Here is an 18,367-nt window from a genome sequence, read left to right on the forward strand (position 1 = left end):
GGCGGATCCCCGAACGGGGCTCCGACCCCGATGCAGACCCGGCAATGGGGTCAGAGCCCCTGCGGGGATCCGACCCCTGCGGCCGGGGGCCTGCCAGCCATGGGCTGGCACTACTGGGCAGGATCTCTTACAATTCGCCTACGTTTATCAGGCTAAGCCCGCGTCCCGACGCGGGTTTTTTTCATGTTACCCTTCGGGCCATCAGCGGCCCGATTCCATTGGAGACATCCCATGGCGCTGGAGCGCACCCTTTCGATCATCAAGCCGGACGCCGTTGCCAAGAACGTCATCGGCGAAATCTACGCCCGCTTCGAGAAGGCCGGCCTGAAGGTCGTGGCCGCCAAGTACAAGCAGCTGTCGCGTCGTGAAGCCGAAGGCTTCTACGCCGTGCACCGCGAGCGTCCGTTCTTCAACGCGCTGGTCGAGTTCATGATCTCCGGCCCGGTGATGATCCAGGCCCTGGAAGGCGAGAACGCCGTCCTGGCCCACCGCGACCTGCTGGGCGCCACCAACCCGAAGGAAGCCGCTGCGGGCACCATCCGCGCCGACTTCGCCGAATCCATCGATGCCAATGCCGCCCACGGCTCGGACTCGGTCGAGAATGCCGCGATTGAAATCGCCTACTTCTTCGCCGCCACCGAAGTCGTCTCGCGCTGAGAGTAATGCCGTGAACGAGGTCGTACAGTCCCCCGCCATCCAGCCGCTGCCGAAGTCGGCACCCACGGCTGGCAAGCAGAACCTGCTCGACCTCGATCGCGCGGGCCTGGAGAAATTCTTCGTCGAGGTTCTCGGCGAAAAGAAGTTCCGTGCCCATCAGGTGATGAAGTGGATCCACCATCGCTACGTCACCGATTTCGATGAAATGACCGACCTCGGCAAGGTCCTGCGCGCAAAGCTGCAGGCCCATGCCGAGGTGCTGGTTCCGAACATCGTGTTCGACAAGCCCTCCGCCGACGGCACCCACAAGTGGCTGCTGGCGATGGGCGTGGATGGCAAGAACGCCATCGAGACCGTGTACATCCCCGACAAGACCCGCGGCACGCTGTGCGTGTCCTCGCAGGTCGGTTGCGGCCTGAACTGCACGTTCTGCTCCACCGCCACCCAGGGCTTCAACCGCAACCTGACCACCGCCGAGATCATCGGCCAGGTGTGGGTTGCCGCACGCCACCTGGGCAACGTGCCGCACCAGATGCGCCGTCTCACCAACGTGGTGATGATGGGCATGGGCGAGCCGCTGATGAATTTCGACAACGTCGTGCGCGCCATGAGCGTGATGCGCGACGACCTGGGCTACGGCCTGGCCAACAAGCGCGTGACCCTGTCGACCTCCGGCCTGGTGCCGCAGATCGACCGCCTGTCCACCGAAAGCGACGTGTCGCTGGCGGTGTCGCTGCACGCGCCGAACGATGCGCTGCGCGAGACGCTGGTGCCGCTGAACAAGAAGTACCCGATCGCCGAGCTGATGGCCTCGTGCGCACGCTACCTGCGCGCCAACAAGCGCCGCGAATCGGTCACCTTCGAATACACCCTGATGAAGGGCATCAACGACAAGCCCGAGCATGCCCGCGAGCTGGCCCGCCTGATGCGCCAGTTCGACAACGCGGTGCAGGCCAAGGATTCGGGCAAGGTCAACCTGATCCCGTTCAACCCGTTCCCGGGCACCCGCTACGAGCGTTCGGAAGAAGCGCATATCCGCGCCTTCCAGAAGATCCTGCTCGACAGCAACGTGCTGACGATGGTCCGCCGCACCCGTGGCGACGACATCGACGCCGCTTGTGGCCAGCTCAAGGGCCAGGTGATGGACCGCACCCGCCGCCAGGCGGAGTTCAACAAGACGTTGCTGGCAGGGAAGGGGAGCGATGCGGCCGCGTGACCGCCTCTGGCCAGTCCTGATTGCAGGGGTGCTGGCCGTTTCGGCCAGTGGCTGCAGCAAGACCACCAAGTCGCACCTCCCCGAGGAATACACCCGCGGCGGTGACATCGCCCCGGAACGCCACGTGCGCGATGCGCCGGGCGTCCGCGAGGAATTCCGTTACCAGGACCAGCTCGCGCTGGCAGCCCGCGACATGCAGGTGGGCAATCTGGACGAGGCCGAGCGCAAGGTGCGCCAGGCCATCAAGCTCAAGCCCAAGGGCGTGGACGGGGTGATGCTGATGGCCAGCATCGACGACCGTCGCGGCCGGACGCAGCAGGCAGGCGAGGGCTTCCGCCGCGCCGCCGAACTGGCACCGCAGCGCGTTGACGTCCTCAACAATTACGGTGCCTGGCTGTGCCAGCACGGCAATGCCGCCGAATCGCTGGTGTGGTTCGACCGTGCGCTGCAGCTGCCTGGCAGTGCTTCGGCAGGCGGCACGCTGGCCAATGCCGGCAGCTGTGCGCTGGATGCGGGGCAGGTGGAACGCGCCGAGCGCGACCTGCGTGCCGCCCTGGTCATGATGCCGGCCAACCCGGTCGCGCTCGAGGCGATGGCCCAGTTCAACGTCCGTCGTGGCCAGTTCTTCGAGGCGCGCGCCTTCGCCGAACGTAGGATTGCGGCTGCACCGGCCACACGTTCCGTGTTACAACTTGCGTCTGAAATCGAGGCGCGACTGGGCGATCAGGCGGCATCCGATCGTTATCTGCAGCGGATTCGACAGGAATTTCCGCAGGACGCGGGCTCCTAACCTCCAGGGTTGATGCATTGTGATTGATGACCAGACTGTGAGCGCTCTCGATACTGCGGCCGGCTGCGGCACCCGCCTGCGCCAGGCCCGCGAGGCGGCCGGACTGACCCTTGATGATGTCGGCCAGCGCCTGCGCATGCCGGTCCAGGTGGTCAAGTCGCTTGAAGAAGAACAGTGGCAGAAGCTCGGCGCCCCGGTATTCGTCCGCGGCCAGCTGCGCAGCTATGCGCGCCTGCTGAACGTGGATATCAGCCAGCTGCTGGAGCAGGCCCAGGTCGGTGCGGTCGTTCCGCCCACCCTGGTCAGCCATACCCATACCCCGCGTGCCCGCCGCATCGCCGAGAACCTCGGCCGACGCATGCTGTATGTCGGCATCACCGCGGTGCTGGCGGTGCCGGTGTGGTTCGCCACCCGCGGCCACTTCGACAATACCCCGGCGACCCCGAACACGGCCTCGCTGGACGTGGTGCCGGCCGCTGTGCCGGTGGCCCCGTCCTCGGTCGGCAACGAACCGGCGGACGCCAGTGCCGAGCCGGTGGTTGCCGCCGCCAAGCCGGCTGCCACCCCGTATGTGGCCTCGCTGGCCCCGGTGCCGCGTCCGGCCCCGGCCGCCCCGGCCACCGCCAACCTGGACATGCAGTTCAGCGGCGACAGCTGGGTCGATATCGCAGGCCCCGACGGCGGCTCGGTCGAGAAGGCGTTGATCAAGGCCGGCGAGACCCGCAGCTTCCCCCCCGGCCAGGTGAGCCGCGTGACCCTGGGCAACGCCTCGGCGGTCCAGGTTCAGCAGAACGGCGCTATCGTCGATCTGACCCCCTACCAGCGAGCCAACGTGGCCCGCTTTCAGGTATCCTCTGAAGGCTCCGTTGTCCCGGTTTCACACTGAGACGCGGTTTCACCACCTTCGATAATCCCAATGGTCCCTCCCTACGGGCGGGGCGAGAGTACGCATGGCGATCGACGATCTGCTCGACGAGCACGAACAAAGTGAACGTGTCCGCAGCTGGCTGCGGAAGAATGGCGCCAGCATCCTCGGTGGCGTAGCGATCGCCATCGGCGCCATTGCCGGCTGGCAGTGGTACCAGACCAACCAGGGCGGCAAGCTGGCCTCGGCCAATGTCGAGTACCAGAAGGCGCTGGTTGGCCTGCAGGGCAACAAGCTGGATGACGCGGCAAAGGCGGTCAAGGCGCTGGAGGCTGGCCCGAACAGCATCTATGGCGACCTGGCGGCCCTGCAGCTGGCCAAGGCCCAGGTCGATGCCGGCAAGAACGAAGAAGCACTGGCCACCCTGCGCGGCGTGAAGGTCGAAGGCGACCTGCAGCGCGTGGTTGACCAGCGCGTGGCCCGCCTGCTGGTGGCCACCGGCAAGAGCGACGAAGCGATCAAGCTGCTTGGCAGCGCCACCGACAGCGGCAGCCTGGAAATCCAGGGCGATGCGCTGCTGGCGCAGGGCAAGCGTGACGCGGCCCGTGAGCAGTATGAGAAGGCGCTTAAGACGCTGGACGTGGCAGCACCGCAGCGGCGTGTGCTGGAAACCAAGGTTATGGACGCTGGCGGCACCGTCGCCGCCCCTGCGGAGTCGGTTTGATGAGTCAGAAGGTCATGATTACGCGCGTCGCCTCCGTCCTGCTGCTGGGCATGGCACTGACCGGCTGCAGCACCATGAAGGGCTGGTTCGCCGGTAAGGATGCCGCCGCCAAGAAGGCACAGGAGCCGGCCGAACTGGTCAAGTTCGAGCCGACCCTGAAGGTCAACAAGGCCTGGTCGGTCAACCTGGGCAAGGGCGAGCGCCGCATCGGCGTGCGCCAGGGCCCGGCCGTGGCCAACGGCCATGTGTTCGCTGCGGCGATCACTGGTGGCGTGCACGCCATCGACCTGGAGACCGGCAAGAAGGTCTGGACCTGGGAGCCGCAGAAGGAAAAGAAGAAGGCCAAGCTGCGCCTGTCCGGCGGCCCGGGTGTTGGCGAGAACCTGGTGGTCATCGGTACCCTCGATGGCCAGGTGATCGCGCTGGACATCAACGATGGCAGCGAGAAGTGGCGCGCCCGCGTGCCGGGCGAAGTGATCTCGGCCCCGGCCGTGTCGCAGGGCCTGGTGTTCGTGCGCAGCAACGATGGCCGCGTCACCGCGTTCGAAGCCTCCAACGGCACCCAGAAGTGGTTCAACCCCAGCGAGCTGCCGGCGCTGACCGTGCGTGGCAACGCGCCGGTGGTCACCGGTCCGGGCGTGCTGTTCATCGGCAAGGATGACGGCGCTGTCGCCGCCCTGGCCATGCAGGACGGCCGCACCCTGTGGGACCAGACCGTGGGCAGCCCCGAAGGCCGCACCGAGCTGGACCGCATGGCCGACGTCGACGGCGCTCCGGTGCTGGAAGGCAATACGCTGTTCGTGAGCAGCTTCAAGAACCAGACCATGGCCATCGAAGGCCCGACCGGTCGCCCGCTGTGGGCGCGCGACCACGGCGGTGCCGGCGGCGTGGCGGTGTCTTCGGGCAATGTGTTCGTTACCGACCCCAAGGGCGGCGTGTTCGGCCTGGACAAGACCAGCGGCACCGCGATGTGGTCGCAGACCGGTCTGGCGCGTCGTTCGCTGACCGGCCCTGCGCTGCAGGGTGATTACGTGGTGGTCGGTGACTACAAGGGATACCTGCATTGGCTGCAGGCCTCCGACGGCGCGATGGCGGCGCGGGCCAAGAGCGGCGGTGACGCCCTGCTGGCCCAGCCAATCGTCGTCGACGGGGTGCTGCTGGTGCAGAATGTTGATGGCAAGCTGACCGCATTCCGGTTGGCAAATTAATACGGAGTAATCGCGATGCTGCCTTTGGTCGCCCTGGTTGGACGGCCGAATGTCGGCAAGTCGACTATTTTCAATGCTTTGACCCGCACGCGTGACGCCCTGGTCCATGACCAGCCCGGCGTCACCCGCGACCGCAACTACGGCGTCTGCCGTCTGGACGAGGACAACCACTTCCTCGTCGTGGACACCGGCGGTATTGCCGAGGAAGAGGAAGGCCTGGCCGGCGCTACCACGCGCCAGGCTCGCGCCGCTGCGGCCGAAGCCGATCTGATCCTGTTCGTCGTCGATGCCCGCGAGGGCACCTCGGCGATGGACGACGAGATCCTGGCCTGGCTGCGCAAGCTGTCGCGCCCGACGCTGCTGCTGATCAACAAGATCGACGGCACCGACGAGGACACCGTCCGCTCGGAATTCGCCCGGTATGGCTTCAGCGAAATGCTGACCGTGTCGGCCGCCCATCGCCAGGGTCTGGATGACCTGATGGACGAAGTGATCCAGCGCCTGCCCGAAGAAGGCAGCGGCGAAGAGCTGGACAACGATCCGAACCGCATCCGCATCGCCTTCGTCGGCCGCCCCAACGTGGGCAAGTCGACGCTGGTCAACCGCATCCTCGGCGAAGAACGCATGATCGCCTCGGACGTGCCGGGCACCACGCGTGACTCGATCGCCGTGGACCTGGAGCGTGACGGCCGCGAATACCGCCTGATCGATACCGCCGGCCTGCGCCGTCGTTCGCGCGTGGATGAGGTCGTCGAGAAGTTCTCGGTGGTCAAGACCATGCAGTCCATCGAGCAGTGCCAGGTGGCCGTGCTGATGCTGGACGCCACCGAAGGCGTGACCGACCAGGACGCCACCGTGCTGGGCGCGGTGCTGGACGCCGGCCGTGCGCTGGTCATCGCCATCAACAAGTGGGATGGCCTGACCGAGTACCAGCGCGAGCAGGCGGAAACGATGCTGTCGCTGCGCCTGGGCTTCGTGCCGTGGGCCGAGTCGGTGCGCATTTCGGCCAAGCATGGTTCGGGCCTGCGTGAGCTGTTCCGTGCGGTGCACCGTGCGCACGAATCGGCGAACAAGACCTTCACCACCAGCGAAGTGAACAAGGCGCTGGAGATGGCTTACGAGACCAACCCGCCGCCGACCATCCGCGGCCACGTCTCCAAGCTGCGTTACGTGCACCCGGCCGGCGCCAACCCGCCGACCTTCATCGTGCACGGTACGCGCCTGAAGGAGCTGCAGGAATCGTACAAGCGCTACCTGGAGAACTTCTTCCGCAAGCGCTTCAAGCTGATCGGCACGCCGGTGAGCTTCATCTTCCGCGAGGGTACCAACCCGTACGAGGGCAAGAAGAACGTCCTCACCGAGCGGCAGGTCAAGGCCAAGCGGCGCTTGATGAAGCACGTCAAGGGCAAGTGATCCACGAAAAGGCGGCCGCAGGGCCGCCTTTTTCGTTGGAACCCGGCGGGAAAACCGACCGGGGGAAACCAACGGGGGAAATCGACGGGGTAGAGTCGACTGTCAGTCGACTACCGCGCGCAGCGCGGGGTTCTGGCATTGGGCGAAGCGCAGTCGACCAACGGTCGACTCTACCGCGCTGGGCCGTGCCCGGCGGCTGCGGCCTACAATGGGCGCATGAGCATTCCAGAGCTTTCCCCGCAGCAGGCGCAGGCGCGCGTGGCCCACGGTGCAGTGCTGATCGACGTGCGCCATGCGCATGAGCGTGCCGGTGGCATGGCCGAGGGCGCGCGTGGCGTGGCCAAGGATGACCTGCTGGCCGACCCGGCCGCGCACCTGCCGGTCCAGGGCCAGGACATCCTGCTGATCTGCCAGAGCGGCAAGCGATCGGCCGACGCGGTACAGGCGCTCCTGGCCGCAGGCTATTCAAACGTGGCCTCCGTGGCTGGCGGCACCGTGGCCTGGCGCGAGCAGGGGCTGCCACTGGTGCAACCGATGCTGGATGCCGCTGACCGCGATTTCTACGACCGCTACTCACGCCATCTGCTGCTGCCGCAGGTGGGCGAGGCTGGCCAGCGCCGCCTGCAGCAGTCGCGCGTGCTGGTGCTGGGCGCGGGTGGCCTGGGCGCGCCAGCCGGCTTCTATCTGGCCGCGGCCGGGGTGGGGCAGCTGCGTTTTGCCGACCATGACCGCGTCGAGCGCAGCAACCTGCATCGGCAGATCGTGCATACCGAGGCCAGCGTCGGCCAGCCGAAGGTGGATTCGGCACGCGAGCGGCTGCTGGCGTTGAACCCGTCCATCGAGGTCGAGGCCGTGCCCGACCGGGTGACCTCGGAGAACGTCGATCGCCTGCTGGAGGGCGTGGACGTGGTGCTGGACGGCTCGGACAACTTCCCGCTGCGCTACCTGCTCAACGACGCCTGCATCAAGCACGCGAAACCCCTGGTCTATGCCGCCATCGAGCGCTTTGATGGCCAGGTAAGCGTGTTTGATGCCGGTCGCCAGCGTGGCGTGGCACCGTGCTACCGCTGCCTGTTCCCTGAACCGCCGCCGCCGGAGTTTGCCCCCAACTGTTCCGAGGCGGGCGTGCTAGGCGTGCTGCCCGGCCTGGCTGGGGTGCTGCAGGCTACCGAGGTATTGAAGCTGCTGCTGGGAATCGGCGAGCCGCTGGTCGGCCGGCTGCTGCGCTTCGATGCGCTGGGCATGCGTTTCCGCGAAACCCGCATCCAGCCTGATCCCCAGTGCCCGGTGTGCGCGCCTGGGGTGCCGTTCCCGGGGTACATCGATTACGCCGCGTTCTGCCGGGGCGGGTGATCGCTGCGCACCCTCATCCACGCATGGCGTGGATCTACTGCGGCGTTGATCCACGCCATGCGTCGATGACACGCCGCGATAATCCAGTAGATCCACGCCATGCGTGGATGAATGTCGGCTATTCCGGAACGATGCTGGGTATCAATCCCGCCATCGTTCCATTTCCGGCACAACTAAACGCAACGTCGATGCTATTGCCGTCAGAAAACTTGCTCTATCGTGGAGGCCGATTTCGGTTTTCGGGAATACACCGCATGGCGGTAGAAGCAGCGACCAGCGAACTGGTCAAGGTCGTGGCCCTGTTGGGCGCGGCAGTGGTGATGGTGCCCCTGTTCCGCAGGCTTGGCCTGGGTTCGGTGCTGGGTTACTTCGCTGCGGGCCTGGCGATCGGACCGTTTGGCCTGGGCTGGTTCTCCGACCCGCAGGCGATCCTGCATACGGCCGAGCTGGGCGTGGTGATGTTCCTGTTCGTCATCGGCCTGGAAATGCGCCCCTCGCATCTGTGGAGCCTGCGCAAGGAAATCTTCGGGCTGGGCACGCTGCAGATCGTCACCTGTGCGCTGGTGCTGACCAGCATCGCCAAACTGTTCGGCCTGCCGTGGCAGGTCGCCTTCATTGGCGCCACCGGCTTCGTGCTCACCTCCACCGCGGTGGTGATGCAGCTGCTGGCCGAGCGCGGTGACATCGCGCTGCCGTCGGGGCAGAAGATCGTCTCCATCCTGCTGTTCGAAGACCTGCTGATCGTCCCGCTGCTGGCCTTGGTCGCGTGGATGGCGCCGAGCGCGGGCAGTGCCGATGGCGAGGGCTCGCGCTGGCTGTCGGTTGCGATCGGTGTGGGTGCCATCGTCGGCCTGGTGCTGGTCGGCCGCTTCCTGCTCAATCCGCTGTTCCGCCTGCTTGCCGAATCGAAAGCACGCGAAGTGATGACCGCCGCCGCGCTGCTGGTGGTGCTGGGTGCGGCGCTGTTGATGCAGCTGTCCGGCCTGTCGATGGCGATGGGCGCGTTCCTTGCCGGTGTGCTGCTGAGCGAATCCACCTTCCGCCACCAGATCGAAGCGGACATCGAGCCGTTCCGCGGCATCCTGCTGGGCCTGTTCTTCCTCAGCGTGGGCATGGCGCTGGACCTGGGCGTGGTGGCCGGCAACTGGCCGATGATCGTCGGCCTGGTGCTGGCGCTGATGGCGGCCAAGGCACTGTGCATCTACGTGGTGGCGCGGATGATGGGGAGTGACCACGCGCAGGCGATGGACCGCGGCGTGCTGATGGCGCAGGGCGGCGAATTCGCCTTCGTGCTGTTCTCCGCCGCCGCCAGCGCCGGCGTCATCGACATGGACATCAATGCCAACTTCACCGCCGTGGTGGTGCTGTCGATGGCGCTGACCCCGCTGGTGGTGCTGGTCTACAAGCGCGTGGCGCCGAAGCCGGAAGTGAGCCTGGAAGGCGTGGACACCGCCGACGGCCTGTCCGGCAGCGTGCTGATGATCGGCTTCGGCCGCTTCGGCCAGGTGGCCAGCCAGTCGCTGCTGGCCCGCGACGTGGACGTGACCATCATCGACAACGACGTGGAGATGATCCACAACGCCGAGCGCTTCGGTTTCAAGATCTATTACGGCGATGGCACCCGTCTTGACGTGCTGCATGCCTCCGGCGCCGGTACCGCGCGGGCGATCGCGGTGTGCGTGAACAATGCCGAGGATGCCGACCGCATCGTTGAACTGGTCGCGCATGAATTCCCGCAGGCCAAGCTGCTGGTGCGCTCGTTCGACCGCGAGCACTCGCTGCGGCTGATCCATGCCGGTGTCGATTTCCAGATCCGCGAGACGTTTGAATCGGCGCTGATGTTCGGCCAGGCCGCGCTGATGGAGCTGGGTGCGGACGAGGACGACGCGCAGGAGATCGCCGAGCAGATCCGCGAGCGCGATGCCGAGCGCTTCGAACTGGAAATGGCCGGCGGCAGCCTGCGCGCCGGTGCGCACATGGTGTTCGGCAGCGCGCTGCCGGGCGTGCCGACCCCGACCCCGTTCACCGCGCCCAAGCGCAAGGCCCGCACATTGAATGCGGACCAGGTGCCGGAAGAAGAAGAGGATTGAGCGCAGGGGTCGGATCCCTTTCCCACGGAAAGGGCTCTGACCCCGTGTTGGAGGTAGTGCCGGCCGCTGGCCGGCATTGCCGCGTTCATGAGGCTCCCGGCCCGCGGCCGCCCCCCCCCCCCCCCCCCCCCCCCCACTGCCGGTACCTGAGCTTGGTCGGTGGGGGTCAGAGCCCTTTGCCTGCGGCAAAGGGATCCGACCCCGCTGCCACATCCCGGTGGGCGAGGGGGCCTGAATCAGGGACAATAGCGTCCCCGCCGCCGCCTGCCCCCGCATTCGATGACTGACTCCGCCCCCCAGCTTCCTGCCCGCATCCTCGATGGCCGCCGTATTGCCGAGGACCTGCTCGACAGCCTGAAGGTGCGCGTCGACGCCCGGGTGGCCGCCGGTGGCAGCCGCCCCGGCCTGGCCGTGGTGCTGGTGGGGGGTGACCCGGCCTCGACCGTGTACGTGCGCAACAAGCGCCGCGCGGCCGAAAAGGTCGGCATCGAAGCGCATGACTACGATCTGCCGGCCGGCACCAGCGAGGCCGAACTGCTGGCCCTGATCGACCAGCTGAACGCCGACCCGAAGATCAACGGCATCCTGATCCAGCTGCCGCTGCCGGGCATTCCCGACGCGCGCCGCCTGATCCAGCGCATCGACCCGCGTAAGGACGTGGACGGCTTCCACCCGGAGAACGTGGGCCACCTGGCTCTGCGTGAATTCGGCCTGCGCCCGTGCACCCCGCGTGGCATCACCACGCTGCTGGGCCACACCGACCAGCCGGTGCGCGGCCGGAACGCCACCATCGTCGGCGTCAGCAACCACGTCGGCCGGCCGATGGGCCTGGAGCTGCTGATTGCTGGCTGCACCGTCACCAGCTGCCACAAGTTCACCCCGAAGGACGTGCTGGAACAGGCCGTGCGCAACGCCGACATCCTGGTGGTGGCCGTGGGCCGCCCGGGCATCGTGCCGGGCGAGTGGGTGAAGCCGGGCGCGGTGGTGATCGACGTCGGCATCAACCGGCTGGAGGATGGCCGCCTGGTGGGCGATGTCGGGTTTGAGGCTGCGGCCGAGCGGGCGAGCTGGATCACCCCGGTGCCGGGTGGCGTGGGCCCGATGACCGTGGCCACGCTGATGCAGAACACGCTGGAAGCTGCGGAAGCGCTGAGCTGATTGCCGGCTCCTGGTGGGGTATCGGGGCCTGATGGATTGTGCGGACCAACGGTCCGCACCTACCAAAAACAGGCCGAGGACCGGCTCTTGGTGGGTGCCGACCGTTGGTCGGCACATTGCCGGACAGTGCGGACCAACGGTCCGCACCTACCAAAAGCAGGCCGAAGACCGGCTCTTGGTGGGTGCCGACCGTTGGTCGGCACATTCCAAAGGCCCCGCCCGCGCGACACTGCGTCGCATCGACCCCCTCCCACGGGGCGTGAAAAAGGGGTAAAATGTCGCGCTTCCCCACATCTCGGGTATGCCGATGCTGCGCATCCAGGCTGAAGCACTCACTTACGACGACGTCTCGCTCGTCCCCGCTCATTCGACCATCCTGCCCAAGGACGTCAACCTCGAAACGCGGTTGACTCGCGACCTGAAGCTGAAGCTTCCGATCCTGTCCGCAGCCATGGATACCGTCACCGAAGCCCGCCTGGCCATCGCCATGGCCCAGCTCGGCGGCATGGGCATCATCCACAAGAATCTCAGCCTGGAACAGCAGGCCGCGGAAGTGGCCAAGGTCAAGAAGTTCGAGGCCGGTGTCATCCGCGACCCGATCACCGTCGGCCCGGAAACCACCATCCGCGACGTGCTGGCCCTGACCCAGGCGCACAACATCTCCGGCGTGCCGGTGGTGGGCAGCGACGGCCTGCTGGCCGGTATCGTCACCCATCGCGACATGCGCTTCGAGACCGAGCTGGACGATCCGGTCCGCCACATCATGACCAAGAAGGATCGCCTGGTCACGGTGAAGGAAGGCGCCGCCAGCGACGAAGTGCTGCAGCTGCTGCACCGCAACCGCATCGAAAAGGTGCTGGTGGTCAACGATGATTTCGCCCTGCGTGGCCTGATCACCGTCAAGGACATCCAGAAGAACACCGACTTCCCCAACGCCGCCAAGGATCTGTCGACCCGCCTGCTGGTCGGCGCTGCCGTCGGCGTGGGAGGTGACACCGACCGCCGCGTGGAAGCGCTGGTTGCCGCCGGCGTGGACGTGATCGTGGTTGATACCGCGCACGGCCACTCGCAGGGCGTGCTGGACCGCGTTGCCTGGGTGAAGAAGAACTTCCCGCACGTGCAGGTCATCGGTGGCAACATCTGCACCGGCGAAGCCGCACTGGCGCTGCTGGACAGCGGCGCGGACGCAGTCAAGGTCGGCATCGGCCCGGGCTCGATCTGCACCACCCGCGTCGTCGCCGGCGTCGGCGTGCCGCAGGTCACCGCCATCGATCTGGTGGCCGAAGCCCTGCAGGACCGCATCCCGCTCATCGCCGACGGTGGCATCCGTTACTCGGGTGACATCGGCAAGGCGCTGGCTGCCGGTGCCTCGACCATCATGGTCGGTGGCCTGCTGGCCGGTACCGAGGAATCGCCGGGCGAGACCGAGCTGTACCAGGGCCGTTCGTACAAGAGCTACCGCGGCATGGGTTCGCTGGCCGCCATGGAAAAGGGGTCCAAGGACCGCTACTTCCAGGACGCCGCCACCGCCGACAAGCTGGTGCCGGAAGGCATCGAAGGCCGCGTGCCGTACCGCGGCCCGGTGGGCGGCATCATCCACCAGCTGATGGGCGGCCTGCGCGCCACCATGGGCTACGTGGGTTGCGCCACCATCGACGACATGCGCACCAAGCCCAAGTTCGTCAAGATCAGCGGCGCCGGCCAGCGTGAGAGCCACGTCCACGACGTGACGATCACCAAGGAACCGCCGAACTACCGCGCCTGACGCGGGCCGGAGAAAGAGGAACGAGGAAGCTGATTCCCGTTCCTCTTTTTCCATCTGCCGCAGCAAATTATTTGAAGTTTCGTTTTCCCTACTGCATTGCCAGGGCGCCATGACCAATATCCATAACGACAAGATCCTGATCCTCGATTTCGGCGCGCAGTACACGCAGCTGATCGCCCGCCGCATCCGCGAGCTGGGCGTCTACTGCGAAATCTGGGCCTGGGACCACAACCCGGCCGAGATCGCCGCGTTTGGCGCCAAGGGCATCATCTTGTCCGGTGGCCCGGAATCGACCACGCTGCCGGGCGCCCCGGCCGCACCGCAGGAAGTGTTCGACAGCGGCCTGCCGATCTTCGGCATCTGCTACGGCATGCAGACCCTGGCTGCCCAGCTGGGCGGTGCCACCGAAGCGGCGGACCAGCGCGAGTTCGGCCATGCCGAAGTGAATGTCATCAACCCCGATGCATTGTTCAAGGGCCTGAGCGACCACGGCGGCGAGCCGAAGCTGAATGTCTGGATGAGCCACGGCGACCACGTCTCCGTCGCGCCGCCGGGCTTCACCATCACCGCCACCACCGACCGCATTCCGGTGGCCGCCATGGCCAACGAAGAAAAGCGCTGGTACGGCGTGCAGTTCCACCCGGAAGTGACCCACACCCTGCAGGGCCAGGCGCTGCTGCGCCGCTTCGTGGTGGATGTGTGCGGCTGCCAGACCCTGTGGACCGCCGCCAACATCATTGACGACCAGATCGCCCGCGTGCGCGAGCAGGTGGGCGATGACGAAGTGATCCTGGGCCTGTCCGGTGGCGTCGATTCGTCCGTCGTGGCTGCGCTGCTGCACAAGGCCATCGGCGAGAAGCTGACCTGCGTGTTCGTGGATACCGGCCTGCTGCGCTGGCAGGAAGGCGACCAGGTGATGGCGATGTTTGCCGAGCACATGGGCGTGAAGGTCGTGCGCGTGAATGCCGCCGACCGTTACTTCAGCGCGCTGGAAGGCGTGGGCGACCCGGAAGCCAAGCGCAAGATCATCGGCAACCTGTTCGTCGAGATCTTCGATGAAGAGTCGAACAAGCTGAAGAATGCCAAGTGGCTGGCGCAGGGCACCATCTACCCGGACGTGATCGAGTCGGCCGGCAGCAAGACCGGCAAGGCGCATGTGATCAAGAGCCACCACAACGTGGGCGGCCTGCCGGAGCACATGAAGCTGGGCCTGGTGGAGCCGCTACGCGAGCTGTTCAAGGACGAAGTGCGCCGCCTGGGCGTCGAGCTCGGCCTGCCGCGCACCATGGTCTACCGCCATCCGTTCCCGGGCCCGGGCTTGGGCGTGCGTATCCTGGGTGAAGTGAAGCGTGAGTACGCCGAGCTGCTGGCCAAGGCCGATGCCATCTTCATTGATGAGCTGCGCAAGGCGGATCTGTACGACAAGACCAGCCAGGCGTTTGCCGTGTTCCTGCCGGTGAAGTCGGTGGGCGTGGTGGGCGATGCGCGCGCTTATGAGTGGGTGATTGCGCTGCGTGCGGTGGAGACCATCGACTTCATGACGGCGCATTGGGCGCATCTGCCGTATGAGTTTTTGGGGACGGTGAGCAACCGGATCATCAATGAGTTGCGGGGGGTGTCGCGGGTTGTCTATGACATCTCGGGGAAGCCGCCGGCTACTATTGAGTGGGAATGAGTTGGCGCAAAAGGTTTTTCTCCGCACGCTTATAAGAGTTGCCCAAAGGCCCGCCTCATGGCGGGCTTTTGGTTTCTATAAGATGAGTCGCGGTACAGCCTAGTTCTGAGAGGTGGTTTATCCCTGAACTGGAATTGCTATGGGGGGGGGGGGGGGGGTTTTGGCCCGCCGGGGAATTTGGGGTTCCTTTTGGCCCCCCCCCCCCCCCCCCCCCCCCCCCCCCCCCCCCCCCCCCGGTGTTGAGCAGCCTGGGAAGATGTCGTTCCTTTGCTCGCGACACTTTTCTGCTTATGGAAAATGCACCGTGAATGGGAATTGGATGGATTGTTTTGTATATTGAAAGCCTGGACATTGCGTGAAAGCTTGCTTGCGGTTGAAGAGCGGGAAGCTTCAAGGTTGTAGATGTCTAATGATGCTCATGTCTAATTCGAAAAATTAGTAAAAATTGAACGAGGCGAAAGGATGCGGTTGACGAGTTTAGAGAAGGTCTTCGAAGAGTCTTGCGAGAAGCATGACCATCTGAAGCTCCTGCTGTCCCAATGGCGATTTGATAAAGAGCTGATTTCCAAGGCGCTCCAAAACATTTCATCAATGTTCCCGCACTATAGTCGGCATGACTCATCTCACTCCAAGCAGATAATTGTAAATATCGAGAGGATGCTCGGGGATCGAATTTACAATTTGACTGCTACTGATATGTGGCTCATTTTGGAGTCTGCGTATTGCCATGATATCGGAATGGTGGTTACGCATAAGCAAATTCAGGATATGGATACGCCTGAGTTCAAGGCATTTGTCAGTGATATTGCTGTGCAGCCGGATCATGAGCTGCATCAGTTTGCTGTAGATTGGGTCGGAGGCGGCGCAACTCTTCCGGAAGGTGCAAAGGCTCAGGTTTTCTTTAATGAATATAGACAACTTGTTGCTGAGTGGTATCGCAGAAAGCATCCCGAGAACTCCGCGAAAATCGTTAGAGATCCACTGGATGAGATAGGGCTTTCTTCGCCGCGAAATGAGCTGCTGCCAAGGCGTCTGTTCGGCGCGCTAGGTGCCATCTGCAATGCTCATGGATTGCCATTCGATGACGTTCTGCAGCTTCCGTTCTCAGAGGCTGGAATGGCAACAGAGGATTGCCATCCTCGCTATGTGGCGTTCTTGCTGCGAATGGCGGATTTGTTGGATGTTGATGACAACAGGTTTTGTCCTGTAATGATGAGGATGAGCGGAGCGTCTTTGCCCGCAAGTAGTCATGCTCATCTCGAAAAGCATCAGGGTATAAAGCACTTCCGGCTGGATTCTGAGCGAATAAAGATTGAGGTGATTTGTCCCACACCAGAGTCTTATGAGATTGCTCATGATTGGTTCAAGTGGTTGGAGCGTGAATATCACAGTCAGTCTCAGCATTGGCCGAAGATTGTGCCAAATAAGAAACTCGGGAGGCTCCCGACGCTATCCCCACCAAAGGTCTCGCTCCAAAAGCCATATCTGATCCTGAATGAGGGGAAGAGGCCGAGTTTTGATTTGGATCAAGCTGCAATGCTAAGAATACTTCGAGGTACAGGATTGTACGATTCGAAGCTTGATAGTATTCGTGAAATACTGCAGAACGCCGTTGACTCCACAATTATTGCCATCTGGCAGCAGCATAAAGACTCCATTATAGAAATGGATCCTGGTTCTGAGGCAATACTTGAGCTGTATGATAAAAGTAAGATTTATGTGGACTTTGGGTCAAGCTCCAGTGGGGATGGTAAATTCTCTCTGACGGTCAAAGATTTTGGAACTGGAATTAGCCGTTCTGACTTGGAGCGTATGCTCAGGGTAGGAAGCTCTAAGAAGAATACACGTAGATCAAGGTTGATTAGGGATATGCCGAGCTGGTTCCGGCCGTCTGGCAATTTTGGAATTGGCTTGCAGAGTATTAGTCTGTTGGCGGAAAAATTCACTGTTGTCACGAAGAGCAGGGAATCGCACGAGTCTTTTAAGATAACCTTCAATCTGACGTCCGGAAGCTCCGTGGTTGTCGAATCGATTGATGGTAACGATATCGATTATGGCGCGACAGTGTCCGTTGATATTGCCCTCGATGATTTTCCTGAGACCATAAGTATTCCTTGGGGTAAATCTAGGGGGCTGCTCATGGAGAAAATGAATGGCTATGACTTCACTGAGCCTGGCTCTGACCTCAAAGTTTATGAGCAGGTAAGAATATTTGACGCCATCAATACCTTCAATCGTGGTAGTCCTGTAAAGATTTCTTCAGCTCAGCACTCGTTGCCGTCAGACAGGAAGAAGATATTCTTTGCTCGAGATCAGAATATTTGTTTGGCCGACGTGCAGTTCGGCTATTTCGATGGTTCGAACGGAAGGACGCTATTCCGGGGGCAGCCGTTCAGTGACCTCCATCCTTTTCTCCCCCTTGTCTCTTTCGAGGCGGACTTCTATGGATATGAGGCAATTGATTTTCTTACGTACAGTCGCGGGAAAATATTGCCACACATGAGATCACGGGCTGGCAAACAGATAAAGGCTGCTATCCTGCGCTACATTGAAGAAAAATTTTCTTTCATTGACGAACAGCAGCGGCCTTGTGCGGCGGCATTCTACTATCTGCACGATCGCAGTTCCCAATTCACGGCGGCGATGCGGCGTGGGCTAATGAGCTATACGGTTGAAATTGATGGGGAGGGAGCTGTGCCCCTGTCATCGGTTATAGATAGAATAAAAAGCAAGCAGATAGTGGGTTTTGAAGTGAGGCAGAAACGCTATCATTCGATCGAGTTGGTTGAGGATCCGAAACAAACTCAGGCAAGCAACATTGCCATCTTGGGAGGATCTGTTGCGGACGTTGATATAAATCTTATTGCCTTGCTGGGCACCGAGCAAAGCCTCTACTGGCAAGAGTTGGTGCCAAGGGAGGGTTTTTCTTTCAAATGCAGTTGGTCAGATAAGGACATAATCCCGGTTTGTTCCGATATTCTGAAGAATATCATGTGTGGGGAGGGTAGTGGGTTTGAGATTGGAAAAAGAATGCTGTTTCCTGCGTGGGGTGACTATCGTAAGCTTGCGGTCAACGCGGAACTGAAATGGGTGCGGGTACATAATCATATGGCCTGGCATCCTGAGGTGATCGTATTGCCATATGTCTTTAGGCATGAGGGTCAGGCGATTGCTGAGAAGAGCCGCAATCTTGTTGATTGGGTTTTCGTTAACAGAAAGAATGAAGAAGTGACTCGCCAGCAGATATCTGACTTATATGATGGTCTGATAGCAGATATTGATGGAATCTGCGGTTGCTTGCCAAGTGATGGCTAGATACTCAGTGCGCCGGTTGCTTGTTTGCGGGCACGACCGTCGATCCGTGCACTTCGGGTGGTTTATAAATTAGCTGGTAATTTGTAGCTCTGCGAAGATCACACTGGTTGAATGGAAGTTCAGATTATTTTGGCGTTG

Annotated in this window: 13 protein-coding genes; all 13 read left to right on the forward strand. The window is 63.0% G+C overall.

Features of this window, described 5'->3' with window-relative positions; all coding sequences use genetic code 11:
* The first annotated feature begins 231 nt into the window (after positions 1–231).
* A complete protein-coding gene (ndk, locus tag IAE56_RS05625) occupies positions 232–657 on the forward strand; it encodes a nucleoside-diphosphate kinase (RefSeq protein WP_008265389.1) in 426 nt (141 codons plus the stop codon).
* A gap of 10 nt (positions 658–667) precedes the next feature.
* Entirely contained in the window at positions 668–1,873 is a 1,206-nt protein-coding gene (gene rlmN / locus IAE56_RS05630) for a 23S rRNA (adenine(2503)-C(2))-methyltransferase RlmN (protein ID WP_164073121.1), read from the forward strand.
* Positions 1,860–2,663 carry a type IV pilus biogenesis/stability protein PilW gene (locus tag IAE56_RS05635; RefSeq protein ID WP_200751800.1) on the forward strand — a complete coding sequence of 268 codons (804 nt, stop codon included), beginning with the start codon at positions 1,860–1,862 and terminating at the stop codon, positions 2,661–2,663. Before rlmN ends, IAE56_RS05635 begins: the two co-directional genes overlap by 14 nt.
* A 19-nt stretch (positions 2,664–2,682) precedes the next feature.
* A complete protein-coding gene (locus IAE56_RS05640; protein WP_200751801.1) occupies positions 2,683–3,549 on the forward strand; it encodes a RodZ domain-containing protein in 867 nt (288 codons plus the stop codon).
* Between the two features lie 64 nt (positions 3,550–3,613).
* A complete protein-coding gene (locus IAE56_RS05645) occupies positions 3,614–4,252 on the forward strand; it encodes a tetratricopeptide repeat protein (RefSeq protein ID WP_108768623.1) in 639 nt (212 codons plus the stop codon).
* Positions 4,252–5,460, forward strand: a complete 1,209-nt coding sequence (gene bamB / locus IAE56_RS05650; protein WP_164073117.1) for an outer membrane protein assembly factor BamB — start codon at positions 4,252–4,254, stop codon at positions 5,458–5,460. The genes IAE56_RS05645 and bamB overlap by 1 nt, the downstream gene beginning before the upstream one ends.
* 15 nt (positions 5,461–5,475) lie before the next feature.
* Positions 5,476–6,873, forward strand: coding sequence for a ribosome biogenesis GTPase Der (gene der, locus IAE56_RS05655; protein ID WP_108768625.1), 1,398 nt, complete (start codon positions 5,476–5,478; stop codon positions 6,871–6,873).
* 216 nt (positions 6,874–7,089) lie between these two features.
* Positions 7,090–8,226: a molybdopterin-synthase adenylyltransferase MoeB gene (moeB, locus tag IAE56_RS05660; RefSeq protein ID WP_200751802.1), complete on the forward strand. Its 1,137-nt coding sequence runs from the start codon at positions 7,090–7,092 to the stop codon at positions 8,224–8,226.
* Between the two features lie 254 nt (positions 8,227–8,480).
* Entirely contained in the window at positions 8,481–10,316 is a 1,836-nt protein-coding gene (locus IAE56_RS05665; RefSeq protein WP_200751803.1) for a monovalent cation:proton antiporter-2 (CPA2) family protein, read from the forward strand.
* Between the two features lie 279 nt (positions 10,317–10,595).
* Complete coding sequence (gene folD, locus IAE56_RS05670; RefSeq protein WP_200751804.1) at positions 10,596–11,474, forward strand: bifunctional methylenetetrahydrofolate dehydrogenase/methenyltetrahydrofolate cyclohydrolase FolD; 879 nt, start codon at positions 10,596–10,598, stop codon at positions 11,472–11,474.
* A gap of 307 nt (positions 11,475–11,781) precedes the next feature.
* Positions 11,782–13,239, forward strand: a complete 1,458-nt coding sequence (gene guaB / locus IAE56_RS05675; protein ID WP_108747812.1) for an IMP dehydrogenase — start codon at positions 11,782–11,784, stop codon at positions 13,237–13,239.
* A gap of 109 nt (positions 13,240–13,348) precedes the next feature.
* Positions 13,349–14,914 (forward strand): glutamine-hydrolyzing GMP synthase, encoded by a 1,566-nt coding sequence (guaA, locus tag IAE56_RS05680; protein WP_200751805.1) that lies wholly within the window; start codon positions 13,349–13,351, stop codon positions 14,912–14,914.
* Between the two features lie 462 nt (positions 14,915–15,376).
* A complete protein-coding gene (locus IAE56_RS05685; RefSeq protein ID WP_200751806.1) occupies positions 15,377–18,229 on the forward strand; it encodes an ATP-binding protein in 2,853 nt (950 codons plus the stop codon).
* Positions 18,230–18,367 lie beyond the last annotated feature (138 nt).

Source organism: Stenotrophomonas sp. S41, from assembly GCF_016624625.1.
Taxonomy (GTDB): domain Bacteria; phylum Pseudomonadota; class Gammaproteobacteria; order Xanthomonadales; family Xanthomonadaceae; genus Stenotrophomonas.